The sequence below is a fragment of the Streptomyces sp. DSM 106670 genome (assembly GCF_055792845.1).
The window spans coordinates 1,498,725-1,521,882 of sequence record NZ_CM147704.1; the positions used below are offsets into that span (position 1 = coordinate 1,498,725).

A 23,158-nucleotide genomic window follows, 5' to 3' on the forward strand; every position below is an offset into this window, starting at 1 on the left:
AGGCGTTTCACCGGTACGTGAAAGGTTCCCCCGGCGCGACGGCAAGGGGGAGAGTTCACCCCATCGGCTCACATCAGGGGCGTGAGGAAGCGCCGCAGGGTCTCTTCGTAGCGGGCCGGGTCGGCGTTCCACATCGACGCATGCGGAGCCTGCGCCACGGCGTGCAGGCTGACCAGATCCGGGCGGCGGGCGGCGAGCTCGCGGGAGGGCCCCCAGGGGGCGATGGTGTCGTCGGGGCCGTGCAGGATCAGGGTCGGGGTGCGCAGCGAGGCCGCCGCCGAGGTCTCCAGCACCGGGGCGGCGCTCATCCCGGTCCGGCCCTGGGCGGCGCGGACGGCGAGCGGCAGCAGGGCGGCCGGGACGCCGCGGGCGGCGGCCAGGGCGCGCAGGGTGACCGGCCAGTCGAGGACCGGCGAGTCGAGGACGAGGCCGCTGATCCGGTCGCGGAGCGGTGACTCGACGGCGGCGTACAGGGCCATGGTGGCGCCGGTGGACCAGCCGTGGACGATGACGTTCCGCGCTCCGTGGCGCAGGGCGTGGCGGATGGCGGCGTCGAGGTCGCGCCATTCGGAGGTGCCGAAGTGGCCGAGGCCGTCGGCGGGGCGCGGGGCTCCGGGGTCGCCCCGGTAGGCGAGGTCGAGGATCGGGAAGCGCTGTGCGTGCAGGAAGCCCATGAGGTTCATGGGGTGGGTCCGGGTGGCGCCGAGGCCGTGCACGGTGATGATCCAGGTGTCGCGCGCGCCGGGGACGTACCAGGCGGGCAGGATGCCCAGCTCGCCGGGGATCTCGGCCTCCTGGTGGTCCAGGCCGAGGTCGCTGCCCGGGTCGCCGCCGTACAGCGCGGGGGTGAGGCGGACCTTCGCGCCGGGTTCGAGGATCCCCTGGCCGACGCTCTCCAGTCTCCGTACGACCGTGTCGGCGGCTTGGGAGGCCCCGTCGACGACGGGTCCGACGACCGCGTGGACGCCGGGTCCGGCGAGGCCCCAGGTGCCGGGCCGGAGCGCCGAGAAGGAGCGGGTCAGGGTGACCTGCCCGGCCGCCGTGGCGTGCACGGTGAGCCTGCGGTCGGCGGGGAGGGGACGTCCGGGCGTCGCCTTGAGGGCGACGTCGCTGGCGTACCGGCCGGCCGCGACCGCTGCCGCACCGACGCCGAGGATCGAGGTGACGGCCGTTGCCGTCGCGGTTACCGGGCGCACCGCTTCAGTGTCGTGGCGCGGGTGACGGACTGCCAGCGGACGGGGGCCGTCCGGGCGGGGCGCGGGTCAGCCGGGCTGGCCGTATCCCTTGAGCGCCTCGGTCACCTCGGCCAGCTGGGCTGTGTCGAGCAGGGCCGGGGTGCGGCCGGGCACGGAGCTCGCGGTGAGCCAGAGGCGGCACAGCCACTCCAGTTGGGCGGTGCGTTCGTAGGCCTGGTCGAGGGTGTCGCCGTGGGTGACGGTGCCGTGGTTGGCGAGCAGACAGCCGGTGCGGCCCTGGAGGGCTTCGAGCATGGCGTCGGCCAGTTCCGGGGTGCCGTAGCGGGCGTAGGCGGCGGTGCGGACCGGGCCGCCGAGGATGGCGGCCGCGTAGTGGATCAGCGGCACCTCGGTGACGAGGGTGGAGACGGCGGTGGCGTGCACGGCGTGGGTGTGGACCACGGCGGCGGCGTCGGTGGAGCGGTAGACCGCCAGGTGGAGAGGGAGTTCGCTGGTCGGCCCGAGCTCCCCGATGACCTGCCGGCCGTCCAGGTCGACGCCGACCGCGTCGTGGGGTCCGAGCCGGTCGTAGGGCACCCCGCTGGGCGTCACCAGGACCAGATCGCCGACCCGGGCGGACACATTGCCCGAGGTGCCGACGACCAGGCCGTCCGCCGCGCTGCGGCGGGCCGTCGCGACGACGTCCCGCCAGGTCTCTGCCACGGATTCCGGGTGCTGCTCGCTCATGGGGCGAGCGTAGGCGCGAAGGCGCGCAACCGGAACGTCACGCGGGCAGTGACGGGGATCTCTTCCGGGTGCCGAACAGCCGGTCAAAATGTTCGCCAACGGGCGGCAAAGGGCAGTCCACGCCGCACCCCACAGGCATCCCGTGACCTCTCCCGCACACAAGCGGAAGCGGCCCACTCCGTTTGGGGTCACCGCAACGCCCTGTCCAGTTCATCTTCCGTTCACCCAGGTTGCCTACGGTCCACGAGCCACTGACGTCGAACGATTGCCTGGGTAAATGGAACACATCACGCTGCTGCTTGCGATTGTTGTCGTAACAGCTCTCGTGTTCGATTTCACGAACGGTTTCCACGACACCGCCAACGCGATGGCCACCACCATCTCGACCGGCGCACTGAAGCCCAAGACAGCGGTGGCGATGTCCGCCGTTCTCAACCTGATCGGCGCGTTCCTGTCGGTGGAGGTCGCGAAGACGATCTCCGGCGGGATTGTCAACGAGGACGGCCTCAGAACCGAGGTCATCTTCGCGGCGCTCGTCGGCGCCATCCTGTGGAATCTCCTGACCTGGCTGGTCGGCCTGCCCTCCAGCTCCTCCCACGCCCTGTTCGGCGGTCTGATCGGCGCCGCGGTCATGTCGGCCGGCTGGTCCTCGATCAACGGCGGCACCGTGGTCACCAAGGTGCTGCTCCCGGCGATCGCCGCACCGGTGGTGGCCGGCCTCGCCGCGATGCTGGCCACGCGGCTGACGTACCGGATCAACCGGAACGTCACCGACCCGAACCAGCTGAAGTCGACGGCCAAGGGCTACCGGGCCGGACAGATCGCCTCCGCCGGTCTCGTCTCGCTCGCCCACGGCACCAACGACGCCCAGAAGACGATGGGCATCATCACCCTGGCCCTGGTCACCGGCGGCGTCCTCGCCCCCGGCTCCAACCCGCCGATGTGGGTCATCGTCTCCGCCGGTGTGGCCATCGCGCTCGGCACCTACCTCGGCGGCTGGCGCATCATCCGCACCATGGGCAGCGGCCTGACGGACCTCAAGCCGCCGCAGGGCTTCGCCGCCCAGACCAGTGCGGCGACCGTCATCCTGGCCTCCTCGCACCTCGGCTTCTCGCTCTCCACCACCCAGTCCTGCTCGGGTGCCGTGATGGGCGCGGGCCTCGGCCGCAAGGGGGGCGTGGTCCGCTGGTCCACCGCCACCCGGATGTTCGTCGCCTGGGGTCTGACCCTGCCGGCCGCGGGTCTGGTCGGCGCGGGCGCCGAGTTCCTGACCAAGCAGGGCACCTGGGGCATCACCGTCACCGCGATCCTGCTCATCGGCGGCTCCTTCGCGATCTGGCTGGCCTCGCGCCGCCAGCCGGTCGACCACACCAACGTCAACGACGCGGCCGTCGGCGAGGACGAGCCGCAGGGCGTCGTCACCACCGCCATCGCCGCGGTCCAGCCGCCGCCCGTCGGCGTCCCGGCCTCCGACCTCATGACCACCATCCCGGCTCCGGCCACGGCGCCCGACGACCCGGCCCGGCCGCCGGCCACGGTGTAAGGACAGATCCGCATGAAAATCGACTGGGCAGCTCTCGCCTCCGTCTTCGGTGTCAGCCTCGTGGTCACCGTCGCGCTGGTCGGCCTCTTCACCCTGGGCATCGTCGCCCTCTCCAAGCAGTCCGCCACGGCCGGAAGCAGCGCCTCCGGCGGATCGGTGGCGCTGGCGCGCACCGGCGCGTACGCCTGCTTCGCGCTGTGCGTGGCGGCGGTCTCGTACGGGATCTATCTGATCGTCGCCTGACCCCGTTCCACCGCACTTCCTCGGGCCGGACACACCTCGTGTGTCCGGCCCGATGTGCGTCTGCGCACACTGGAGCTCCGCAGGTCAACAGCAAGTTGACTGCCGTTCTCGCAGCGTGGTGGACTGCCGGAGCCATTTACGGCGACAGAAGAGGAAGCCGGTGAGAATCCGGCGCGGTCCCGCCACTGTCACCGGGGAGCACTCCCCCACACCGGATGTCACGGCCCTCTCGACGAGGGCTGGAAGGCCGGGGGAACTGCGGATCCGGGAAGCCAGGAGACTCTTGTCGCCGGTCACGTCGAACCAGGGCGCGGACCCTGAGTGAGGACATACGCCATGCCCGGCCGCCGTGCGCCGCATCCTGTGCCTCGTCCCGTACCTCTTCGTGCCGGAACGCCTCTGCCCGCGGCGGGCTGAACCGTGCGTGCCGACCGTGTCTTCGCGTACGGCGCCACCGCCGGGCTGATCGCCGACGCGGCTCTGGGCGACCCCCGGCGGGGCCATCCCGTCGCCGGTTTCGGCCGGGCCGCCGCGCGGGTGGAGTCCCTGCTGTGGCGTGACGACCGGGGCCGGGGCGCGCTGCACACCCTGCTGTGCGCCGGAGGCGCCGTGGGGGCCGCCGCACTGGCCGCCCGTGCCGTACGGGGACGCCCCGCGCTCGCCGTCGCGCTGACGGCCGCCACCACGTGGTCGGTCGTCGGCGGTACGTCGCTGGGCCGGGAGGCCCGTGCCATCGGGGGCGCGCTGGCCGCCGGGGACCTGGAGGTGGCCCGGGAGCGGCTGCCGCACCTGTGCGGGCGTGATCCGCACTCCCTGGACGGGCCGCAGATCGCTCGCGCCGTGGTGGAGTCGGTCGCGGAGAACACCTCGGACGCCGTCGTCGGCGCGCTGGTGTGGGGGGCGATCGGCGGGGTGCCGGGGCTCGTCGGCTTCCGGGCCGTGAACACGCTCGACGCGATGGTCGGCCACAAGTCGCCCCGCCACCGCCGTTACGGCTGGGCCTCGGCCCGCCTGGACGACCTCGCGGGGTGGCCGGGCGCCCGGCTGACGGCCGCGCTGGCCGTCGTGGCGGGCGGGCGGCCCTCGGAGGCCGTACGCGCCTGGAAGGCGGACGCGGGGCGCCATCCGAGCCCGAACGCGGGGCCGGTGGAGGCCGCGTTCGCGGGGGCGCTCGGCGTACGGCTCGGGGGGACGCTGGCGTACGCGGGGCGCGTCGAACACCGGCCGGTCCTGAACGGCGAGTCCGGGCGGGACGTGCGGAGCGCCGACATCGAACGCGCGGTGCGGCTGTCGCGCCGGGTGAGTGCGCTGGCCCTCGGCGTGTGCGTGGTGGGCCGGCTGGTCGCGGGGCGCGTGGCCGCCGGGCGTGCGGTCGCGGGACGGTCGTCGACAGGACAGAGGCGGGGACGGGCATGAGCGGCGGACTGCTGGTCGCGGGAACCACATCGGACGCGGGCAAGAGCGTCGTCACGGCGGGCATCTGCCGGTGGCTGGTGCGCCGGGGCGTGAAGGTCGCGCCGTTCAAGGCGCAGAACATGTCTCTCAACTCCTTCGTGACCCGCGAGGGCGCGGAGATCGGGCGGGCCCAGGCCATGCAGGCGCAGGCCGCCCGGGTGGAGCCGACGGCCCTGATGAACCCGGTGCTGCTGAAGCCCGGCAGCGACCGGTCCAGCCAGGTCGTCCTGATGGGCAAGCCGGTCGGCGAGATGAGCGCCCGGGGGTACCACGGGGGGCGTCAGGAGGCGCTGCTCGGGACGGTGACGGGGTGTCTGGAGGAGCTGCGGGCGACGTACGACGCGGTGATCTGCGAGGGAGCCGGAAGCCCCGCCGAGATCAATCTGCGGCGGACCGACATCGTGAACATGGGGATCGCGCGGGCCGCCCGCTTTCCCGTGCTGGTGGTCGGGGACATCGACCGGGGCGGGGTCTTCGCCTCCTTCTTCGGGACCACGGCGCTGCTGAGCGCGGAGGATCAGGCGCTGGTCGCGGGCTACCTGGTGAACAAGTTCCGGGGCGACGTCTCGCTGCTGGAGCCGGGGCTGGACATGCTCCACGGTCTGACCGGGCGGCGGACGTACGGAGTGCTGCCGTACGCCCACGGGCTCGGCATCGACGAGGAGGACGGCCTGCGGGTGTCCCTGCGCGGTGCGGTCCGCGAGTCGGTCGTGGCGCCGCCCCATGGGGAGGACGTGCTGCGGGTCGCGGTCTGCGCGGTGCCGTTGATGTCCAACTTCACCGACGTGGACGCGCTGGCCGCCGAACCGGGCGTCGTCGTGCGGTTCGTGGACCGGGCCGATGAGCTGGCCGACGCGGATCTGGTGATCGTGCCCGGGACGCGCGGCACGGTGAAGGCGCTGGCCTGGCTGCGCGAGCGGGGGCTCGCGGACGCGTTGGTGCGGCGCGCGGCGGAGGGCCGGCCGGTGCTCGGCATCTGCGGCGGGTTCCAGGTGCTCGGTGAGCGGATCGAGGACGAGGTGGAGTCGCGGGCGGGGGTCGTGGACGGGCTGGGGGTCCTTCCCGTACGGATTCGCTTCGACCGGGCCAAGACGCTGGCGCGGCCGGTCGGTTCGGCGCTGGGTGAGCCGGTGGAGGGGTACGAGATCCACCACGGGGTGGCCGATGTACGGGGCGGGGAGCCGTTCCTGGACGGGTGCCGGGTGGGGGCGGTGTGGGGGACGCACTGGCACGGGTCGCTGGAGAGCGATGCGTTCCGGCGGCGGTTCCTGGTGGAGGTGGCCCGGGCCGCCGGGCGGCGGTTCGTTCCCGCGCCGGACACGAGGTTCGGGGTGTTGCGGGAGGAGCAGCTGGATCGGCTGGGGGATCTGGTGGAGGAGCATGCGGATACGGATGCGTTGTGGCGGTTGATCGAGGGCGGGGCGCCGTCCGGGTTGCCGTTCGTGCCGCCGGGGGCGCCGTCGTTCGGTGCGGGGGCTCCGGAGAGCCGGGGCGCTGCCCCGGACCCCGCTCCTCAATCGCCGGAGGGGCTGGAAATGGCTCCCCCGGAGGCGCCGGGAGAAGCCCGCAGGAACGAGGGGCTTGATGGTGCCCGGTCCGCGGAGGCAACGCCCCGCGGGCTTGGGGAAGCAGCTGTTGTTCATGTCGACCAGGAGGCCTTGTGAGTACGCCGTATCCCTTCACCGCGATCGTCGGGCAGGACGACCTGCGGCTCGGGCTGTTGCTGAACGCGGTCAGTCCGGCTGTCGGTGGGGTGCTCGTGCGGGGGGAGAAGGGGACCGCCAAGTCCACCGCTGTGCGTGCGCTGGCCGCCCTCATGCCCGAGGTCGCCGTCGTGCCCGGGTGCCGGTTCTCCTGTGATCCGGTCTCGCCCGATCCGGCGTGTCCCGACGGGCCGCACGCGGAGGCGGCCGGTGTGTCGCGGGCCGCGCGGACCGTGGAGCTGCCCGTCGGCGCGTCCGAGGACCGGCTCGTGGGGGCGCTGGACATCGAGCGGGCGCTCTCGGAGGGCGTGAAGGCGTTCGAACCGGGGCTGCTGGCCGACGCGCATCGCGGGATCCTGTACGTGGACGAGGTCAACCTGCTCCACGACCACCTGGTGGACCTGCTCCTGGACGCGGCGGCCATGGGCGCCTCGTACGTGGAGCGCGAGGGCGTCTCCGTACGGCATGCGGCGCGGTTCCTGCTGGTCGGCACGATGAACCCGGAAGAGGGCGAGCTGCGGCCGCAGTTGCTGGACCGGTTCGGGCTGACCGTCGAGGTGGCCGCGTCCCGGGACACCGACGAGCGGGTCGAGGTCGTGCGGCGCCGGCTCGCGTACGACGACGATCCCGAGGGCTTCGCGGCGCGCTGGGCCGAGGAGGAGAGCGCCCTGCGGCGGCGGATCGCCGATGCGCGCGCCCTGCTGCCCCGCGTCGTGCTCGGCGACGGCGTGTTGCGGCAGATCGCCGCCACCTGCGCCGCGTTCGAGGTGGACGGCATGCGGGCCGACATCGTGATGGCCCGTACCGCCACCGCGCTGGCCGCCTGGGCGGGGCGCGAGGAGGTCACCGCCGACGACGTGCGGCAGGCCGCGCTCCTCGCGCTCCCCCACCGGCGTCGCCGCAACCCCTTCGACGCGCCGGGCCTGGACGAGGACAAGCTCGACCAGACCCTGGACGAGGCCGGCCCGCAGGACGACAACGACGACGATGACCGGCCCGACCCCGACCCTGATGGTGGCGGGAACGATGACGGCGGTGGCGGCGGGGGTTTGCCGCCGCAGGCCGACGGCGACCGTACGCCGCCGCAGGGCCAGGGCGGCGAGGACGGCGACACGCCGTCGCAGGCTCCCGAAGGCGCCCCCGACGCGCCCGGCCGGTCCACCGGGGCCGAGCAGCAGCCGGTGGCGTCCGCCGAGCCGTTCCGGACGAAGATGCTCAGCGTGCCGGGGCTCGGCGAGGGCGCTGCCGGGCGGCGCTCCCGGGCCCGTACCGAGCACGGGCGTACGACCGGCGCGCGCCGCCCGCAGGGGTCGCTGACCAAGCTTCACCTGGCCGCGACCGTGCAGGCGGCCGCCCCGCACCAGCGTGCGCGCGGGCGTGCCGGGCGCGGGCTCGTGGTGCGCCGGGACGATCTGCGGCAGGCGACCCGCGAGGGGCGTGAGGGCAACCTCGTGCTGTTCGTCGTGGACGCCTCCGGGTCGATGGCGGCCCGGCAGCGGATGAGCGCGGTCAAGGGGGCCGTGCTGTCACTGCTGCTGGACGCCTACCAGCGGCGGGACAAGGTCGGTCTGGTCACCTTCCGGGGCAAGGAGGCGGAGGTGGCGCTGCCGCCGACCTCGTCGGTGGACGCGGCCGCCGCACGGCTGGAGTCGCTGCCGACGGGCGGGCGCACTCCGCTCGCCGCCGGGCTGCTCAAGGCCCATGACGTCCTGCGGGTGGAGCGGCTGCGCGATCCGTCGCGGCGGCCCCTGCTCGTCGTCGTCACGGACGGACGGGCGACCGGCGGGCCCGAGCCGGTGGCGCTCGCGGGGCGGGCGGCACGGCTGCACCGCTCGGAGGGGACGGCCTCGGTCGTCGTGGACTGCGAGTCGGGGTACGTACGCCTCGGTCTCGCCGGGGAGTTGGCCCGGGAACTGGGAGGCACCGCCGTCACGCTCGACGAGCTGCGGGCCGACTCGATCGCCGGGCTCGTCAAGGACGTCACCGCAGCCGGGAGGGCCGCTTAATGCCGCAGGGACAGCCGACATCGGTGCCGGACGACGGGCTCACCACCCGGCAGCGGCGCAACCGCCCGCTCCTGTTCGTCCACACGGGCATCGGGAAGGGCAAGTCGACCGCCGCCTTCGGGCTCGCGCTGCGGGCCTGGAACCAGGGCTGGCCGATCGGGGTGTTCCAGTTCGTGAAGTCGGCGAAGTGGAAGGTCGGCGAGGAGAACGCGCTGAAGGTGCTGGGCGCGAGCGGCGAGGGCGGCACCGTCGACTGGCACAAGATGGGCGAGGGCTGGTCCTGGGTCCAGCGCGACGGTCAGCTCGACAACGAGGAGAAGGCCCGTGAGGGCTGGGAGCAGGTCAAGCGCGACCTGGCGGCCGAGACGTACAAGCTGTACGTGCTCGACGAGTTCGCCTATCCGATGCACTGGGGCTGGATCGACACCGACGAGGTCGTCGAGGTGATGCGGAACCGGCCCGGCACCCAGCATGTGGTGATCACCGGCCGCAACGCGCCGGACGCGCTCATCGAGGCCGCCGACCTGGTGACCGACATGTCGAAGGTGAAGCACCCGATGGACGCGGGGCAGAAGGGCCAGAGGGGCATCGAGTGGTGAGTGTGCCCCGTCTGGTCATCGCCGCTCCGGCCTCCAACAGCGGCAAGACCACCGTCGCCACCGGTCTGATGGCCGCCTTCGCCGCGCGCGGGCTTGCCGTCTCGCCGCACAAGGTGGGCCCGGACTACATCGATCCGGGTTACCACTCGCTGGCGACGGGCCGTCCCGGCCGCAATCTCGACGCGTACATGTGCGGGACGGAGCTGATCGCCCCGCTCTTCGCACACGGGTCGGCGGGGTGCGATCTCGCCGTGGTCGAGGGTGTGATGGGGCTGTACGACGGTGCCTCGGGGCAGGGTGAGCTGGCGTCGACCGCGCAGGTGGCGAAGCTGCTCAGGGCGCCCGTGGTGCTGGTGGTGGACGCCTCTTCGCAGTCCCGGTCGGTGGCGGCCCTGGTGCACGGGTTCGCCTCCTGGGATCCGGAGGTGCGGATCGGCGGGGTGATCCTGAACAAGGTGGCCTCCGACCGGCACGAGGCGCTGCTGCGGGACGCGTTGGACGAGTCCGGCCTGCCGGTGCTGGGCGTGATCCGGCGGGCCCCGCAGGTCGCGACGCCCTCGCGTCACCTGGGTCTGGTGCCGGTGGCCGAGCGGCAGGGCGATGCGGTGGACGCCGTACGGGCCATGGGTGAGCGGGTCCGCGCGGGGTGCGACCTGGACGCGCTGATGGCGCTGGCGCGCACGGCTCCCGCGCTGGCGGACGAGCCTTGGTCGCCCGCGTACGCCCCGGCGGCCTCGGCCTCCCCCGCGGCCCCCGCTCATGGTCCCCGGCCCGTTGTCGCCGTGGCGGGCGGGGCGGCGTTCACCTTCGCGTACGCGGAGCACGCCGAACTGCTGACGGCGGCCGGGGCGGAGGTCGTGACCTTCGACCCGCTGCGGGACGAGAAGCTGCCGGCGGGTACGGCGGGGCTCGTCATCGGCGGCGGGTTCCCGGAGATGTACGCCCCCGAGCTGTCGGCGAACGAGCCGTTGCGGCGGGCGGTCACGGAGCTGGCCCTGAGCGGCGCGCCGGTGGCGGCCGAGTGCGCGGGGCTGCTGTATCTGGCGCGGGAGCTGGACGGGAAGCCGATGTGCGGGGTGCTGGACGCCGAGGCCAGGATGTCCGAGCGGCTCACGCTCGGGTACCGGCAGGCGGTCGCGGTCTCGGACAGTGCGCTGGCGGTGGCGGGGACCCGGATGCGCGGTCACGAGTTCCACCGCACGGTGCTGGAGCCGGGGGCCGGGACCACCCCGGCCTGGGGCATGCACCAGCCGGAGCGGCGGGTCGAGGGATACGTCCGGCGGGGCGTGCACGCCAGCTATCTGCACACCCACTGGGCGGCCGCCCCCGAGGTGGCCCGGCGGTTCGTCGAGCACTGCCGGGCGCGGTGAGCGACCCGCGCGTTCGCCTCGGCGGCGTGTGCGGGCGTACGCGTGGCTCATTCGGCGATGCCGACGACCAGCCAGATGAAGCCCACGCCCCCGATGGTGCAGAGAAGGGTGGAGCGGGCGGGATGGGTGTGGTGCGCCTCGGGAAGAATCTCCGCGGCGGCCAGATAGAGCAGCGCGCCGCCGAAGAAGCCGAGATAGCCGCCGAGCAGTTCCTCCGGAAGGGTGAACAGCAGCGTCGTCGCGGCGCCCACGACCGGCGCCAGAGCGGCCGCGAACAGCATCAGGAGCGCCTTTCGGCGGGCGTTCCCGTACAGACTGGTGAGGGTGTACGTGTTGAATCCGTCGGCGAAGTCATGACTGATCACCGCCAGCGCGACGGCCAGGCCCATGGCTCCGCTGACCTGGAAGGCGGCGCCGAGCGCGATGCCGTCCATCAGGCTGTGGCCGACCATCGCGGCCGCCGCCGTCAGCCCCACCTGGGGTACGCGTTCGCCGCTCGCCCCGTGTGCCACCTGGCGTACGGCGAGCAGCCCCTCGACCAGATGGGCCACCAGGAAGCCGCCGACGAACAGCAACAGGGCGGCGGGCACGCCGAACACCGGGGTGCCCGCGGCCTCCATCGCCTCCGGCAGGAGGTCGAGTCCGACCACACCGAGCATCAGCCCGCCCGCGAAGCCGAGCACCAGGTGACGGCGGTCGGTGACGCGTTGGGCGACCCAGCCGCCGGCCAGGGTCATCAGGAACGCGCCGAGCGCGACGAACACCGCCATGGGGCCTTGCTAGCCGATCAAGCCCTCCCTCCGCATCTCAGGGTGTCCTTACCGGCGTGGCCCGCGGCGCCTCTCCTGCCGCCCGTGCCCGTGCCCCGTATACGGAACGGCCGCGCCCGCTGCCTCCGTACCCCTGACGTACCACCGACGCACCACCGCGACGTTTGACCTGAAAGGCAGGACTCCGCCGATGACCGGAGCATCCGTCGGCCCCGGACCGGAGTCCGGCGCCCGCAGTCTGGTGGTGGGGGTCGGCGCGCGCCGCGGCGCCTCCGGCGACGCGGTGTTCGCCCTGATCGAGGCGGTGTTGAGCGGGGCCGGGCTGGACGCGGCGGACGTGGTGGAGGTGGCCACGGTCGACGCGAAGGGGGACGAGCCGGGGATCGTGGGGGCGGCGGCCCGGCTCGGGGTGCCGGTGCGGACGCATCCGGCCAGGGCGCTGGCCGCGGTCCGCGTGCCGCACCCCTCGGGCGCGGTGGGTGCGGCGGTGGGGACCCCGTCGGTCGCGGAGGCGGCGGCGCTGATCGAGGCGGACGAGCTGGTGGTGCCGAAGACCCGTGCCACGGGCGCGAACGCCGCGTCCGCGGGGGTGGCGACCTGTGCGGTGGCCCGGCGTTTTCCGGCCGTCACCGGGACTTTCGATGTTTCCGGGAGGAAAACTTCCACCTCACCGGTGACGGGGGGCTCCCGCCCGTTCACCATGGCTGCCATGACTCCCCCCACACAGAACATCGAGAGCGCCGGCCCCGACCTGCGCCACCACGGCGACGCGGAGGTGCGCGGCGAGAATCTGACCGATCTCGCCGTGAACGTCCGTACCCACACTCCCCCGGAGTGGCTGCGCGAGCGGATAGCCGCGTCGCTCACCTCGCTGGCCGCCTACCCGGACGGGTCCTCCGCCCGGGCCGCGGTCGCGGGCCGGCACGGACTGCCGGTGGAGCGGGTGCTGCTGACGGCGGGCGCGGCCGAGGCGTTCGTCCTGATCGCCCGGGCTCTTCCGGCCCGGTGTCCGGTCGTGGTGCATCCGCAGTTCACCGAGCCGGAGGCGGCGCTCCGGGCGGCCGGGCACGGGGTGGGCCGGGTGCTGCTGCGGGAGGAGGACGGCTTCCGGCTCGATCCGGCGGCCGTGCCCGAGCAGGCGGACCTCGTGGTGATCGGCAATCCGACGAACCCGACGTCCGTGCTGCATCCGGCGGCCCTGCTGGAGCGGCTGGCGCGGCCGGGGCGGACGCTGGTGGTCGACGAGGCGTTCATGGACGTCGTGCCGGGCGAGCGCGAGGCGTTGTGCGGGCGGACGGACATCCCGGGGCTCGTGGTGCTGCGCAGTCTCACCAAGACCTGGGGGCTCGCCGGGCTGCGGATCGGCTATGTCCTGGCCGAGCCGGAGACGGTGGCGCTGCTCGCGGAGGCGCAGCCGCTGTGGCCGGTGTCCACCCCGGCGCTGGCGGCGGCGGAGGCGTGCATGGAGCCGCGGGCGCTGGTGGAGGCGGCCGAGGCGGCGGACCGGATCACCGTGGACCGGGCCCATCTGCTCGCCGGGCTGGCCGAGTTCAGCGAGGTGGAGGCGGTGGAGACGGCCCGGGGGCCGTTCGTCCTGGTGCGTCTGGAGCGGGCGGCGGAGGTGCGGGAGCGGCTGCGGCTGCTGGGCTTCGCGGCCCGGCGCGGGGATACGTTCCCGGGGCTCGGGCCGCAGTGGCTGCGGCTCGCGGTCCGGGACCGGGCCACGACCAATCGTTTCCTCCAGGCGCTGGACCAGGCCGTGCAGGCGCTGCCCGCGAGATCGGGGCGCTGAGGAGCCCCGCAGAACCCGGGGGCGGCGTCCGTCGTGCGGACGCCGCCCCCCTTTCGCGTATCAGCTCTGGCTGCTGCGCCTGCGGGCCAGCACCGTGGCGCCCGCGCCGACGGCCAGCAGCAGGGCCGCTCCGCCCGCGATGTACGGGGTGGTGGAGCTGCCGCCGGTCTCGGCGAGGTTGGCCTCGGTGGGGGCGGGGCCGGTGTCGGAGCCGGTCTGCGTCTTCACGTCGCCGCTCTTGCCGCCGTCGCCCTGGTCGCCGCCGGTGGAGCCGCCGTCCGTGGAACCCCCGTCCGTGGAGCCGCCGTCGGTGGAACCGCCGGAGTCGCCGCCCGTGTCACCGCCGGTGGAGCCGCCGTCCGTGGTGCCCGGCTTCTCGGGGGTCTTCGGCCCCTTCGGGGTCTCGCAGGTCGCCTCGGCGAGGGTGACCTCGCCCTCCACCTCGGCGACGTTGAGCTTCAGCGGGTTGACCGACACCTTGAGCTGGAGCGCCGTCGCGGCCGCCGTGCGCTCGGTGGTGACGGTCTTGGACAGGTCGAGGGAGACCTCGCCGACACCCGGCACCGACACCCGCGTCGGGCCGCCCGCGCTGAGTGTCACCTTCTTGCCGAGCACCGCGACATGGCCGAGCACGTTCGACTCGGCGACGGGCTTCTTGCCGGTCTCGCAGACGGCCTTGGAGGTGACCTTCTCGACCTCGATGAGCGAGAGCGCGGTGAGTCCGGGGACATGGATCCGGGCCTTCGCCAGGTTGGTGTACCCCTCGGCCTTGTGCTCGTCCACGGTGGCGTTCGCGGTGGCCACATCGGCGCGCAGGACGCTCACCGGCCGGCCCTCCACCCCGTCCAGGTTCACCGTCAGCGCGGTCTTCTCGGCGCTGGCCGGCGCCTGCACCTCGTTGAGCGTGACCTTGAGGGGCACCTGGACGGACTTGTTGAGGAGCGAGACGTCGAGCCCGGTACGGAGCACGACCGCGCTCGCCCTGCCCTCGCCGGTGGTGGGCGTCGCCGGGGCTGCGTGCGCGGGGACGGCGGCAAGCAGAGCGACGGGGGCGGCGGCGACCGCCAGGGCGGCGAGACGGAAGGTGTTGCTGTTCAAGATGGTGGAACCCCCACAAGAGACATGGAGCCACCGGCACAGTCCAATGGGGGACATCGCCCGTGCCGGCGGCCTCGACTCCGTGAATCTTTACGCACTGAGGGTGAACTGGCGGATACCTGGCGTGAGTTCACCCCAAAGGGGGGTTTCCGCGCGCATATTCGAATCTTTCGGCACGCGCGTTCCCCGGCGTCACTCGTTTCACCCGGCTCCGGTCGTACGGCACCCGAACACAGCGGACGACACCGCGACATGCGCGAAGGTGCTTCAACGAGCCGGGGCCGCCCCCGTCACTGCCCGTCAACACGGCACCGCGCCGCCCTCAGCCGATCACACGCCCGTTCAGCACGATGTGCCGAGGAGCCGCCAGCACCCGGACGTCCGCGCGCGGATCCTCCTCGTACACCACCAGGTCCGCCGGGGCGCCCTCCTCCAGCACCGGCCGCCCCAGCCAGCGCCTGGCTCCCCACGCGGTGGCGGAGAGGGCCTCCAGCGGCGGGATGCCCGCCTTGACCAGCTCGGCAACCTCGCCCGCGACCAGGCCGTGCGCCAGCGAGCCGCCCGCGTCGGTGCCGACGTAGACCGGGATGCCCGCGTCGTACGCGGCGCGCACGGTGTCGTAGCGGCGTTCGTACAGCTGCCGCATATGGGCCGACCAGCGCGGGAACTTGGCCTCGCCGCCCGCCGCGAGGTCCGGGAAGGTGGCGATGTTGACCAGCGTCGGGACGATCGCGACCCCGCGTTCGGCGAAGAGCGGGATGGTCTCCTCGGTGAGGCCGGTGGCGTGCTCGACGCAGTCGATGCCCGCCTCCACCAGGTCGGTGAGCGACTCCTCGGCGAAGCAGTGCGCGGTGACCCGGGCGCCGAGCCGGTGCGCCTCGGCGATGGCCGCCGCCAGCTCGCCGCGCGGCCAGCAGGCGGTCAGGTCCCCGGCGTCGCGGTCGATCCAGTCCCCCACCAGCTTGACCCAGCCGTCCCCGCGCCGGGCCTCCCGGGCCACGTACGCGACGAGGTCGCCGGGCTCGATCTCATGGGCGTAGTTACGGATGTAGCGGCGGGTCCTGGCGATGTGCCGGCCGGCCCTGATGATCTTCGGCAGATCCTCGCGGTCGTCGACCCACCGGGTGTCGGAGGGCGATCCGGCGTCCCGGATCAGCAGGGTTCCGGCCTCCCGGTCGGTGAGCGCCTGCTTCTCGGCGGTGGCCGCGTCGACCGGGCCGTGCGCGTCCAGGCCCACATGGCAGTGCGCGTCGACCAGACCGGGCAGCGCCCAGCCGGTGACGGTCACCGCGCGGTCGGCGCCGGGCGGCCGCTCGTAGGTGATCCGCCCGTCCACGGCCCACAGTTCGTCCCGCACCTCGTCCGGGCCGACGAGCACCCGGCCCTTCACCCGCAGCACCCGCTGTTCCTCCTGATCACTCATAGGCGGCACTGTACGAGGCCGCCGGAAGGCCGTCGGTAGGCTGCCGGTGTCTTTCCGACCGCCGCACGAACCCGAAGAGAGCCCCACCGTGACGCACCCCTTCCTCGACCTCCCGCCGCTGACCGCCGACCGCTTCGCGGCGATCGAGCGGTCCGTGGCCCGGCTCCTCGCCACGGAGCAGGACGTCGTCATCACCCAGGGCGAGGCGCTGCTGCCGCTGGAGGGCTGTATCCGCAGCGGCGCGCGGCCCGGCTCGACCGCGCTGAACGTGGTCACCGGCCCCTACGGGCAGACCTTCGGCAACTGGCTGCGGGACTGCGGCGCGCAGGTCGTCGACCTCGCGGTGCCCTTCCATACGGCGGTGACCGCCGGCCAAATCGCCGACGCGCTCGCCGCGCACCCGGAGATCGACTTCGTCTCGCTGGTGCACGCGGAGGCGGCGACCGGCAACACCAACCCGGTCGCGGAGATCGGCGAGGTGGTCCGGGCGCACGGCGCGCTGTTCATGCTGGACGCGGTCGCCTCGGTGGGCGCCGAGCCGCTGCTGCCGGACGCCTGGGGCGTCGATCTGTGCGTGATCGGCGCGCAGAAGGCCATGGGCGGGCCGGCCGGGGTCTCCGCGGTGTCGGTGAGCGCGCGGGCCTGGGAGCGGATGGCCGCCAACCCGGCAGCCCCGCGCCGCTCCTACCTCTCCCTCCTGGACTGGAAGGAGCGCTGGATCGACGGGGGCCGCAAGGCGCTGCCGCACGCCCCGGCGCAGCTGGAGATGCTGGGCCTGGAGGCGTGTCTGGAGCGGATCGAGGCGGACGGCTTGGACATGGTGATGGCCCGCCACGCCTCGGCCGCCGCGGCGACCCGGGCGGGCGCGGTGGCGCTGGGCGGCGGTCTGGAGCCGTACGTCCTTCAGGCGCGGGACGCCGCTCCGGTGGCCACGACGCTGCGCGCCCCGGCGGGGACCGACGCCGCCGCGCTGGTCGCGCACGCGCTGGCGGCCGATCCCTCGCTCCCGCTCGTCGCGGGCGGCGGGGCGCTGTCCAAGGAGATGATCCGGGTCAATCACTACGGGGCGGATGCGACGCGGGACGCGGTGCTGTCCTCGCTCGCGGCTCTGGGGGCGGCGCTGACCGATGCGGGCCTGCGGGTCGATATCGATGCTGCCCGGGCCGCCGTTTCGGAAACCTGGCCGGGCCGCTGATATTCATAATGCGGGGAGCTGCTTTATCGAAAGCAGCTCCCCGCATTCTTCTGCCCGCTTTCCCGGCACCTAAACGCGGAAGTTTTTCGGGCATCGAACTTCGTGATTCGGACACGTCTCAGGAGAGTTACAACCCTGTGACCGACTCCACACGGGCGGCGTTATGCCCGAAAAATTCGGGACAAAGAGCCTGAAATTCCACCCGAATCATGGTGAATCTCGCGCACGCCTGATAACACATGGAGGCGCTTCACCCAACCCTTCACGTCGATGCAATTTCGAAATTTGCTGGGTAAATTCAATTCCCATGACCGCCGCACCAGCAGATTTTGCCCGTGCCCGAAGCGAATTCCTCAGTATCGACACCCCACGAGTGGAGGACGGAGCCGCGATCTGGCGCATCGCCCGCGACTCCCAGGTCCTGGACCTGAACTCCTCGTACAGCTACCTGCTGTGGTGTCGTGACTTCGCCGCGACCTCCGTCGTCGCCCGTGGCGAGAACGGCGAGCCCATCGCCTTCGTGACGGGCTACATCAGGCCCGACCGCCCCCAGACCCTCGTCGTCTGGCAGGTGGCCGTGGACCAGGCCCACCGCGGCAAGGGGCTGGCCGCCACTCTGCTGGACGCGCTGACCGCCCGGGTCGCCGCCGACCAGGGACTGTCGTCCGTGGAGACGACGATCACCCCGGACAACACCGCGTCCGACCGGCTGTTCACGTCCTACGCCCAGCGCCACGACGTCGCGCTGGAGCAGGAGGTGCTCTTCGAGGGCGCGCTGTTCCCCGAAGGGACGCATCTGCCCGAGGTGCTCTACCGGATAGGCCCGTTCGCCGCCTGACCGGCACGCTCACCGACCGACCGGCACGTTCGCCGGCCGGACCCGCCCGGCCACCACCCCGGCGTACCCGACCCGTACGCCCGGCCTCCCCGACTTTTCGCGCCGTCCGACCACCCGGCGCGGTCCCGGCCGCCTCCGAGCGGCGGGGAGCACTCGACCACCGCCCGTCACACCCCCTCACGCAGGAGATCCGCTGTGACCATCACCCCGCCCGCACTGAGCGTCTTCGAGACTCTCGAGTCCGAGGTCCGCAGCTACTGCCGCGGCTGGCCCGCCGTGTTCGACCGCGCCCAGGGCGCCCGGCTGACCGACGAGGACGGCCACTCCTACCTGGACTTCTTCGCCGGGGCCGGTTCGCTGAACTACGGCCACAACAACCCGGTGCTGAAACGAGCGCTGATCGACTACATCGAGCGCGACGGCATCACCCACGGCCTGGACATGGCGACCACCGCCAAGCGCGCGTTCCTGGAGACGTTCCAGAACGTGATCCTGCGGCCGCGCGACCTGCCGTACAAGGTGATGTTCCCCGGCCCGACCGGCACCAACGCCGTCGAGTCGGCGCTGAAGCTGGCCCGTAAGGTCAAGGGCCGCGAGTCCGTCGTCTCGTTCACCAACGCCTTCCACGGCATGTCGCTGGGCTCGCTGGCGGTCACCGGCAACGCGTTCAAGCGGGCCGGCGCCGGGATCCCGCTGGTGCACGGCACCCCGATGCCGTTCGACAACTACTTCGACGGTACGGTCCCCGACTTCCTGTGGTTCGAGCGACTGCTGGAGGACCAGGGCTCCGGGCTGAACAAGCCCGCCGCCGTGATCGTGGAGACGGTCCAGGGCGAGGGCGGCATCAACGTGGCCCGCGCCGAGTGGCTGCGCGCGCTCAAGGAGCTGTGCGAGCGCCAGGACATGCTGCTGATCGTCGATGACATCCAGATGGGCTGCGGCCGTACCGGCGGCTTCTTCTCCTTCGAGGAGGCCGGCATCGTCCCGGACATCGTCACGCTGTCGAAGTCCATCAGCGGCTACGGGATGCCGATGTCGCTCTGCCTGTTCAAGCCGGAGCTGGACATCTGGGAGCCGGGCGAGCACAACGGCACCTTCCGCGGCAACAACCCGGCCTTCGTCACGGCCGCCGCCGCGCTGGACGCCTACTGGGCGGACGGCCAGATGGAGAAGCAGACCCTGGCCCGCGGCGAGCAGGTCGCGCAGACGCTGCTGGCCATCTGCGCCGAGGAGCCGACCGCGCAGTTCCGCGGCCGGGGCCTGGTGTGGGGCATGGAGTTCGAGGACCCGGCGCGCGCCTCGGCGGTATGCGCCCGCGCCTTCGAGCTGGGGCTGCTGCTGGAGACCTCGGGCCCGCAGAGCGAGGTCGTCAAGCTGCTGCCGCCGCTGACCATCACCCCCGAGGAACTGGACGAGGGCCTGCGCACGCTGGCCCGCTGCGTCCGCGAGACGGCCTGACCCGGTACTCCCGGGGCAGGCGCAGAAGAAGAGGTCCCGGGCCGCGAGGCCCGGGGCCCGTGCAGAGAAGAGAAAGGCAACCGCTCACCGTGATCGTCCGATCGTTCAGTGACATCGAGAACACCGACCGGCATGTGAAGGCCGCGTCCGGCACCTGGGAGAGCAAGCGCATCGTGCTCGCCAAGGAGAAGGTGGGCTTCTCGCTCCACGAGACCGTGCTGTACGCGGGCACGGAGACCTCCATGTGGTACGCGAACCACATCGAGGCGGTGCTGTGCACCGAGGGCGAGGCCGAGCTCACCAACGACGAGACCGGCGAGAAGCACTGGATCACGCCCGGCACGATGTATCTGCTGGACGGACATGAGCGGCACACCATGCGGCCCAAGACCGACTTCCGCTGCGTGTGCGTCTTCAATCCCCCCGTCACCGGACGGGAGGACCATGACGAGAACGGTGTCTACCCACTGCTGACCGAGGAGGGCTGAACCATGACCACCGAAGTACGCGCCGATCTGTACCCCTCGCGCGGCGCCGCCGAGATGACCACTCCCCGCCAGGACCCGGTCATCTGGTCCGCGCCGGGCGCACCGGGTCCGATCGTCGCCAAGGACCTCCAGAGCTACGAGCACGACGGCTTCCTCAGCATCGAGCAGCTGATCACGCCGGACGAGGTCGCCGTCTACCAGGCGGAGCTGAACCGGCTGATCTCCGACCCGGCGATCCGCGCCGACGAGCGCTCCATCGTCGAGAAGCAGACGCAGAACGTGCGGTCCGTCTTCGAGGTCCACCGGATCAGTGAGGTCTTCGCCGGGCTGGTCCGCGACGAGCGGGTGGTGGGCCGGGCCCGCCAGATCCTCGGCTCGGACGTGTACGTCCACCAGTCCCGGATCAATGTGAAGCCGGGCTTCGGGGCCTCGGGCTTCTACTGGCACTCGGACTTCGAGACCTGGCACGCGGAGGACGGTCTGCCGAACATGCGGACGGTGTCCGTGTCGATCGCGCTGACCGAGAACTTCGACACCAACGGCGGGCTGATGATCATGCCCGGTTCGCACAAGACGTTCCTCGGCTGTGCGGGCGAGACGCCGAAGGACAACTACAAGAAGTCGCTCCAGATGCAGGACGCGGGCACCCCGTCCGACGAGGCGCTGACGAAGATGGCCGACCGCCACGGCATCAGGCTCTTCACGGGCAAGGCCGGTTCGGCGACCTGGTTCGACTGCAACGCCATGCACGGTTCGGGCGACAACATCACCCCGTACGCGCGCAGCAATGTCTTCATCGTCTTCAACAGCGTGGAGAACGCGGCCGAGGAGCCTTTCGCGGCTCCGATCCGCCGCCCCGAGTTCATCGGGGCGCGGGACTTCACGCCGGTGAAGTAGCGGTACGCGCAGGAGAGCCGGGGCCGGGACGGTACGCCGTCCCGGCCCCGCCTGCGTAACTCGCTGGACCGGGGCCGGGTCAGCGGAGAGGGTGTCCGCCATGAGTTCCCATGTACGCCACATCACGATCGACTGTTCCGACGCCTACGGACTCGGCGCCTTCTGGGCCCAGGTGCTCGGCGCCCCGCTCTCCGACGAGGACTCCCCCGGTGATCCGGAGGCGCTGGTCAAGGCGCCCGGCGCGGCGATCCTCTTCGTACAGGTGGACGAGCCGAAACGGACCAAGAACCGGGTCCATCTGGACATCCAGCCGCAGGACCGTTCCCGGGACGAGGAGGTCGAGCGGCTGCTCGCGCTCGGGGCCACGCTGGTGGGCGACCACCGCCGACCGAACGGGCGGGGCTGGGCGACGCTCGCCGATCCCGAGGGCAACGAGTTCTGTGTGGAGTGCTCCGCCGCCGAGCGGGCGGCGCTGACCGGCACCCGGCTGCCGGTGACGGCCGACGATGTGACCTCGGCGGTGCGGCTCGCGGTGGATGTGCTGGCCGGGGCCCCGGCCGACCGCTGGGACGGGCCCGCCGGAAGCCTCACGTGGACCTGCTGGGAGACGGCGGAGCACCTGAGCGACGATCTGTTCGCGTACGCGGTGCAGTTGGGCCCCCGTACGCCCCCGCTGGACGGCGAGGTGCCCTACCGGTGGGCGCCGGACCGGGAGGGCGGCCCGCACAACGCGGTCTTCGCCGACCGGGAGGCCGGGCCCGCCGGGCTGCTGGCCACGCTGGAGGCGAGCGGGGCGCTGCTGGCCTCGATGGCGCGGACGACGCCGCCCGGGGTCCGCTCGTACCACGGGTACGGGATCTCCGACCCGGAGGGCTTCGCCGCGATGGGTGTGGTGGAGACCCTGGTGCACACCCATGACCTGGCCGAGGGCCTGGGGCTGACGTGGGCGCCGCCCGGCGCGCTCTGCGACCGGGTGCTGGCCCGGCTCTTCCCCGACGCCCCGGCGGGCGGGGACCGGTGGACCGTCCTGCTGTGGGCCACCGGCCGCGCCGAGCTGCCGGACCACCCGCGCCGCACCTCGTGGCGGTGGGACGGGCGGCCCCCGGCGGATCAGACGGCGTCGAGCGCCGGATAGTCGGTGTAGCCCTTGGCGTCGCCGCCGAAGAAGGTCGACGGGTCGGGGGTGTTGAACGGGCCGCCCGCCTTCAGCCGGGCGGGCAGGTCCGGGTTGGCGAGGAAGAGCGCCCCGTAGGAGATCAGGTCGGCGAGGCCGTCGTCGATCACCGTGTGGTCGTCGGGTCCGGTGGCGCCCTCGGTGTGCACGTTGATGACGAACGTCCCGGAGAAGGCCTTGCGCAGGGCGAGGGTCAGCTCGCGGATCGGGACGGCCTCCAGGACGTGCAGGTAGGCGAGGCCGAGCGGCTCGATCTCCCGGACGAGCGCGGTGTACGTGGCCTCCGGGGCGGGCTCGTCGATGTCGTTGTACGGGTTTCCGGGCGAGATCCTCAGTGCGGTGCGCTCCGGGCCGATCTCGGCGGCGACGGCCTTGACGACCTCGACGGCGAAGCGGGTGCGGGCCTCGTCGGAGCCGCCCCACGCGTCGGTGCGCCGGTTGGTGTTGGGGGCGAGGAACTGGTGGATGAGGTAGCCGTTGGCGCCGTGCAGCTCGACCCCGTCGAATCCGGCCTCCACGGCGTTGCGGGCGGCGGCGGTGAAGTCGGCGACGGTCGCGCGGACCTCGGCGTCGGTCAGCTCGTGCGGCTCGACGAAGTCCTTCGGGCCGACGTGGGTGTAGACCTGTCCTTCGGCCCTGACCGGGGAGGCGCTGACGGGGACGAGGCCGTCGGGGAGCAGGACCGGGTGGCCGATGCGGCCCGCGTGCATGATCTGGGCGAAGATCCTGCCGCCCTTGGCGTGCACCGCGTCGGTGACCGTACGCCAGGAGGCGACCTGCTCGGCGCTGTGCAGCCCGGGCGTGGAGGGGTAGCCCTGGCCCACGACGGACGGCTGGATGCCCTCGGTGATCACCAGGCCGGCCGAGGCGCGCTGGGCGTAGTAGGTGACGGTGAGCTCGGTGGCGGTGCCGCCCTCACCGGCCCGGCTGCGGGTCATCGGGGCCAGGGCGATGCGGTTGGCCAGCGGGGTGCCGGACAGGTCGATCGGGTCGAAAGCGGTGGTCATGAAGGCTCCCAAGAAAGTATGTGGTCGGCCAAGCATCGGCGCCGACGGCCACCATAGCCCATTCATTGGCCGACCAAGGTAAAGTCGTGGGAAACCGTCGGCCGTTCAGTCCGGCATTCGGTCGGGCATCATCGGAAGCCGCCACCGAAAGCCCCCGCCAGGGCCCGTCCGGCCCGA

General features: G+C 72.6%; 20 protein-coding genes and 1 riboswitch. Of the genes, 14 read left to right on the forward strand and 6 right to left on the reverse strand.

The annotated features are described in order from the left end of the window. Positions 1-68: 68 nt before the first annotated feature. Together ACSMXR_RS06520 and ACSMXR_RS06525 are read right to left on the reverse strand one after the other, a co-directional pair. Positions 69-1,196 carry an alpha/beta hydrolase gene (locus tag ACSMXR_RS06520; RefSeq protein WP_473171402.1) on the reverse strand — a complete coding sequence of 376 codons (1,128 nt, stop codon included), beginning with the start codon at positions 1,194-1,196 and terminating at the stop codon, positions 69-71. A gap of 66 nt (positions 1,197-1,262) precedes the next feature. Further along, positions 1,263-1,922 (reverse strand): class II aldolase/adducin family protein, encoded by a 660-nt coding sequence (locus ACSMXR_RS06525; protein WP_473171403.1) that lies wholly within the window; start codon positions 1,920-1,922, stop codon positions 1,263-1,265. Positions 1,923-2,199: 277 nt separating this feature from the next. Here ACSMXR_RS06525 and ACSMXR_RS06530 point away from each other — a divergent pair, with 277 nt between their 5' ends. The 7 genes from ACSMXR_RS06530 (at position 2,200) to ACSMXR_RS06560 (ending at position 10,841) form a co-directional block, all read left to right on the forward strand. Beyond that, complete coding sequence (locus ACSMXR_RS06530) at positions 2,200-3,465, forward strand: inorganic phosphate transporter (RefSeq protein ID WP_381907791.1); 1,266 nt, start codon at positions 2,200-2,202, stop codon at positions 3,463-3,465. A gap of 12 nt (positions 3,466-3,477) precedes the next feature. Continuing rightward, the gene (locus tag ACSMXR_RS06535) at positions 3,478-3,708 is read left to right on the forward strand and encodes a hypothetical protein (protein ID WP_137233883.1); all 231 of its coding nucleotides are present in this window, start codon (positions 3,478-3,480) and stop codon (positions 3,706-3,708) included. A 118-nt stretch (positions 3,709-3,826) separates the two neighbouring features. After that, a riboswitch (cobalamin riboswitch) is annotated at positions 3,827-4,008 on the forward strand. A gap of 120 nt (positions 4,009-4,128) precedes the next feature. Further along, positions 4,129-5,124: a cobalamin biosynthesis protein gene (locus ACSMXR_RS06540; RefSeq protein ID WP_218527966.1), complete on the forward strand. Its 996-nt coding sequence runs from the start codon at positions 4,129-4,131 to the stop codon at positions 5,122-5,124. Beyond that, complete coding sequence (locus tag ACSMXR_RS06545; RefSeq protein ID WP_473171404.1) at positions 5,121-6,827, forward strand: cobyric acid synthase; 1,707 nt, start codon at positions 5,121-5,123, stop codon at positions 6,825-6,827. Before ACSMXR_RS06540 ends, ACSMXR_RS06545 begins: the two co-directional genes overlap by 4 nt. Continuing rightward, positions 6,824-8,872, forward strand: coding sequence for a putative cobaltochelatase (locus ACSMXR_RS06550; protein WP_473171405.1), 2,049 nt, complete (start codon positions 6,824-6,826; stop codon positions 8,870-8,872). The genes ACSMXR_RS06545 and ACSMXR_RS06550 overlap by 4 nt, the downstream gene beginning before the upstream one ends. Beyond that, entirely contained in the window at positions 8,872-9,471 is a 600-nt protein-coding gene (gene cobO / locus ACSMXR_RS06555; RefSeq protein WP_018512216.1) for a cob(I)yrinic acid a,c-diamide adenosyltransferase, read from the forward strand. The genes ACSMXR_RS06550 and cobO overlap by 1 nt, the downstream gene beginning before the upstream one ends. Beyond that, on the forward strand, positions 9,465-10,841 hold the full coding sequence (locus tag ACSMXR_RS06560) for a cobyrinate a,c-diamide synthase (protein ID WP_473171406.1): 1,377 nt from the start codon (positions 9,465-9,467) through the stop codon (positions 10,839-10,841). The genes cobO and ACSMXR_RS06560 overlap by 7 nt, the downstream gene beginning before the upstream one ends. Before the next feature lie 47 nt (positions 10,842-10,888). Here the strand turns inward: ACSMXR_RS06560 and ACSMXR_RS06565 are convergent, their stop codons facing one another. Then, positions 10,889-11,611, reverse strand: a complete 723-nt coding sequence (locus tag ACSMXR_RS06565) for a ZIP family metal transporter (RefSeq protein ID WP_137233877.1) — start codon at positions 11,609-11,611, stop codon at positions 10,889-10,891. Positions 11,612-11,801: 190 nt separating this feature from the next. On the opposite strand from ACSMXR_RS06565, the gene cobC reads away from it, so the two are divergent. Then, positions 11,802-13,403, forward strand: coding sequence for an Rv2231c family pyridoxal phosphate-dependent protein CobC (gene cobC, locus ACSMXR_RS06570; RefSeq protein ID WP_473171407.1), 1,602 nt, complete (start codon positions 11,802-11,804; stop codon positions 13,401-13,403). 60 nt (positions 13,404-13,463) lie between these two features. Here cobC and ACSMXR_RS06575 read toward each other — a convergent pair whose 3' ends face one another. Together ACSMXR_RS06575 and ACSMXR_RS06580 are read right to left on the reverse strand one after the other, a co-directional pair. Continuing rightward, positions 13,464-14,501: an SCO1860 family LAETG-anchored protein gene (locus ACSMXR_RS06575; RefSeq protein WP_473171408.1), complete on the reverse strand. Its 1,038-nt coding sequence runs from the start codon at positions 14,499-14,501 to the stop codon at positions 13,464-13,466. Between the two features lie 322 nt (positions 14,502-14,823). Next, positions 14,824-15,924: an amidohydrolase family protein gene (locus ACSMXR_RS06580; RefSeq protein WP_359147204.1), complete on the reverse strand. Its 1,101-nt coding sequence runs from the start codon at positions 15,922-15,924 to the stop codon at positions 14,824-14,826. Between the two features lie 88 nt (positions 15,925-16,012). On the opposite strand from ACSMXR_RS06580, the gene ACSMXR_RS06585 reads away from it, so the two are divergent. The 6 genes from ACSMXR_RS06585 to ACSMXR_RS06610 all read left to right on the forward strand — a co-directional run bounded on the left by ACSMXR_RS06585 (position 16,013) and on the right by ACSMXR_RS06610 (position 21,935). Beyond that, positions 16,013-17,119 carry a pyridoxal-phosphate-dependent aminotransferase family protein gene (locus tag ACSMXR_RS06585; RefSeq protein ID WP_473171409.1) on the forward strand — a complete coding sequence of 369 codons (1,107 nt, stop codon included), beginning with the start codon at positions 16,013-16,015 and terminating at the stop codon, positions 17,117-17,119. A 307-nt stretch (positions 17,120-17,426) separates the two neighbouring features. Next, entirely contained in the window at positions 17,427-17,957 is a 531-nt protein-coding gene (ectA, locus tag ACSMXR_RS06590; protein ID WP_137233872.1) for a diaminobutyrate acetyltransferase, read from the forward strand. A 195-nt stretch (positions 17,958-18,152) separates the two neighbouring features. Next, positions 18,153-19,415: a diaminobutyrate--2-oxoglutarate transaminase gene (gene ectB / locus ACSMXR_RS06595; RefSeq protein ID WP_473171410.1), complete on the forward strand. Its 1,263-nt coding sequence runs from the start codon at positions 18,153-18,155 to the stop codon at positions 19,413-19,415. 89 nt (positions 19,416-19,504) lie between these two features. After that, on the forward strand, positions 19,505-19,903 hold the full coding sequence (locus tag ACSMXR_RS06600; protein WP_006123624.1) for an ectoine synthase: 399 nt from the start codon (positions 19,505-19,507) through the stop codon (positions 19,901-19,903). A gap of 3 nt (positions 19,904-19,906) precedes the next feature. After that, positions 19,907-20,800 (forward strand): ectoine hydroxylase, encoded by an 894-nt coding sequence (gene thpD, locus ACSMXR_RS06605; RefSeq protein ID WP_137233870.1) that lies wholly within the window; start codon positions 19,907-19,909, stop codon positions 20,798-20,800. Between the two features lie 100 nt (positions 20,801-20,900). Beyond that, a complete protein-coding gene (locus ACSMXR_RS06610) occupies positions 20,901-21,935 on the forward strand; it encodes a VOC family protein (RefSeq protein WP_473171411.1) in 1,035 nt (344 codons plus the stop codon). Here the strand turns inward: ACSMXR_RS06610 and ACSMXR_RS06615 are convergent. Further along, positions 21,911-22,981: an alkene reductase gene (locus ACSMXR_RS06615; RefSeq protein WP_381849040.1), complete on the reverse strand. Its 1,071-nt coding sequence runs from the start codon at positions 22,979-22,981 to the stop codon at positions 21,911-21,913. The genes ACSMXR_RS06610 and ACSMXR_RS06615 overlap by 25 nt on opposite strands. Positions 22,982-23,158: the final 177 nt, after the last annotated feature.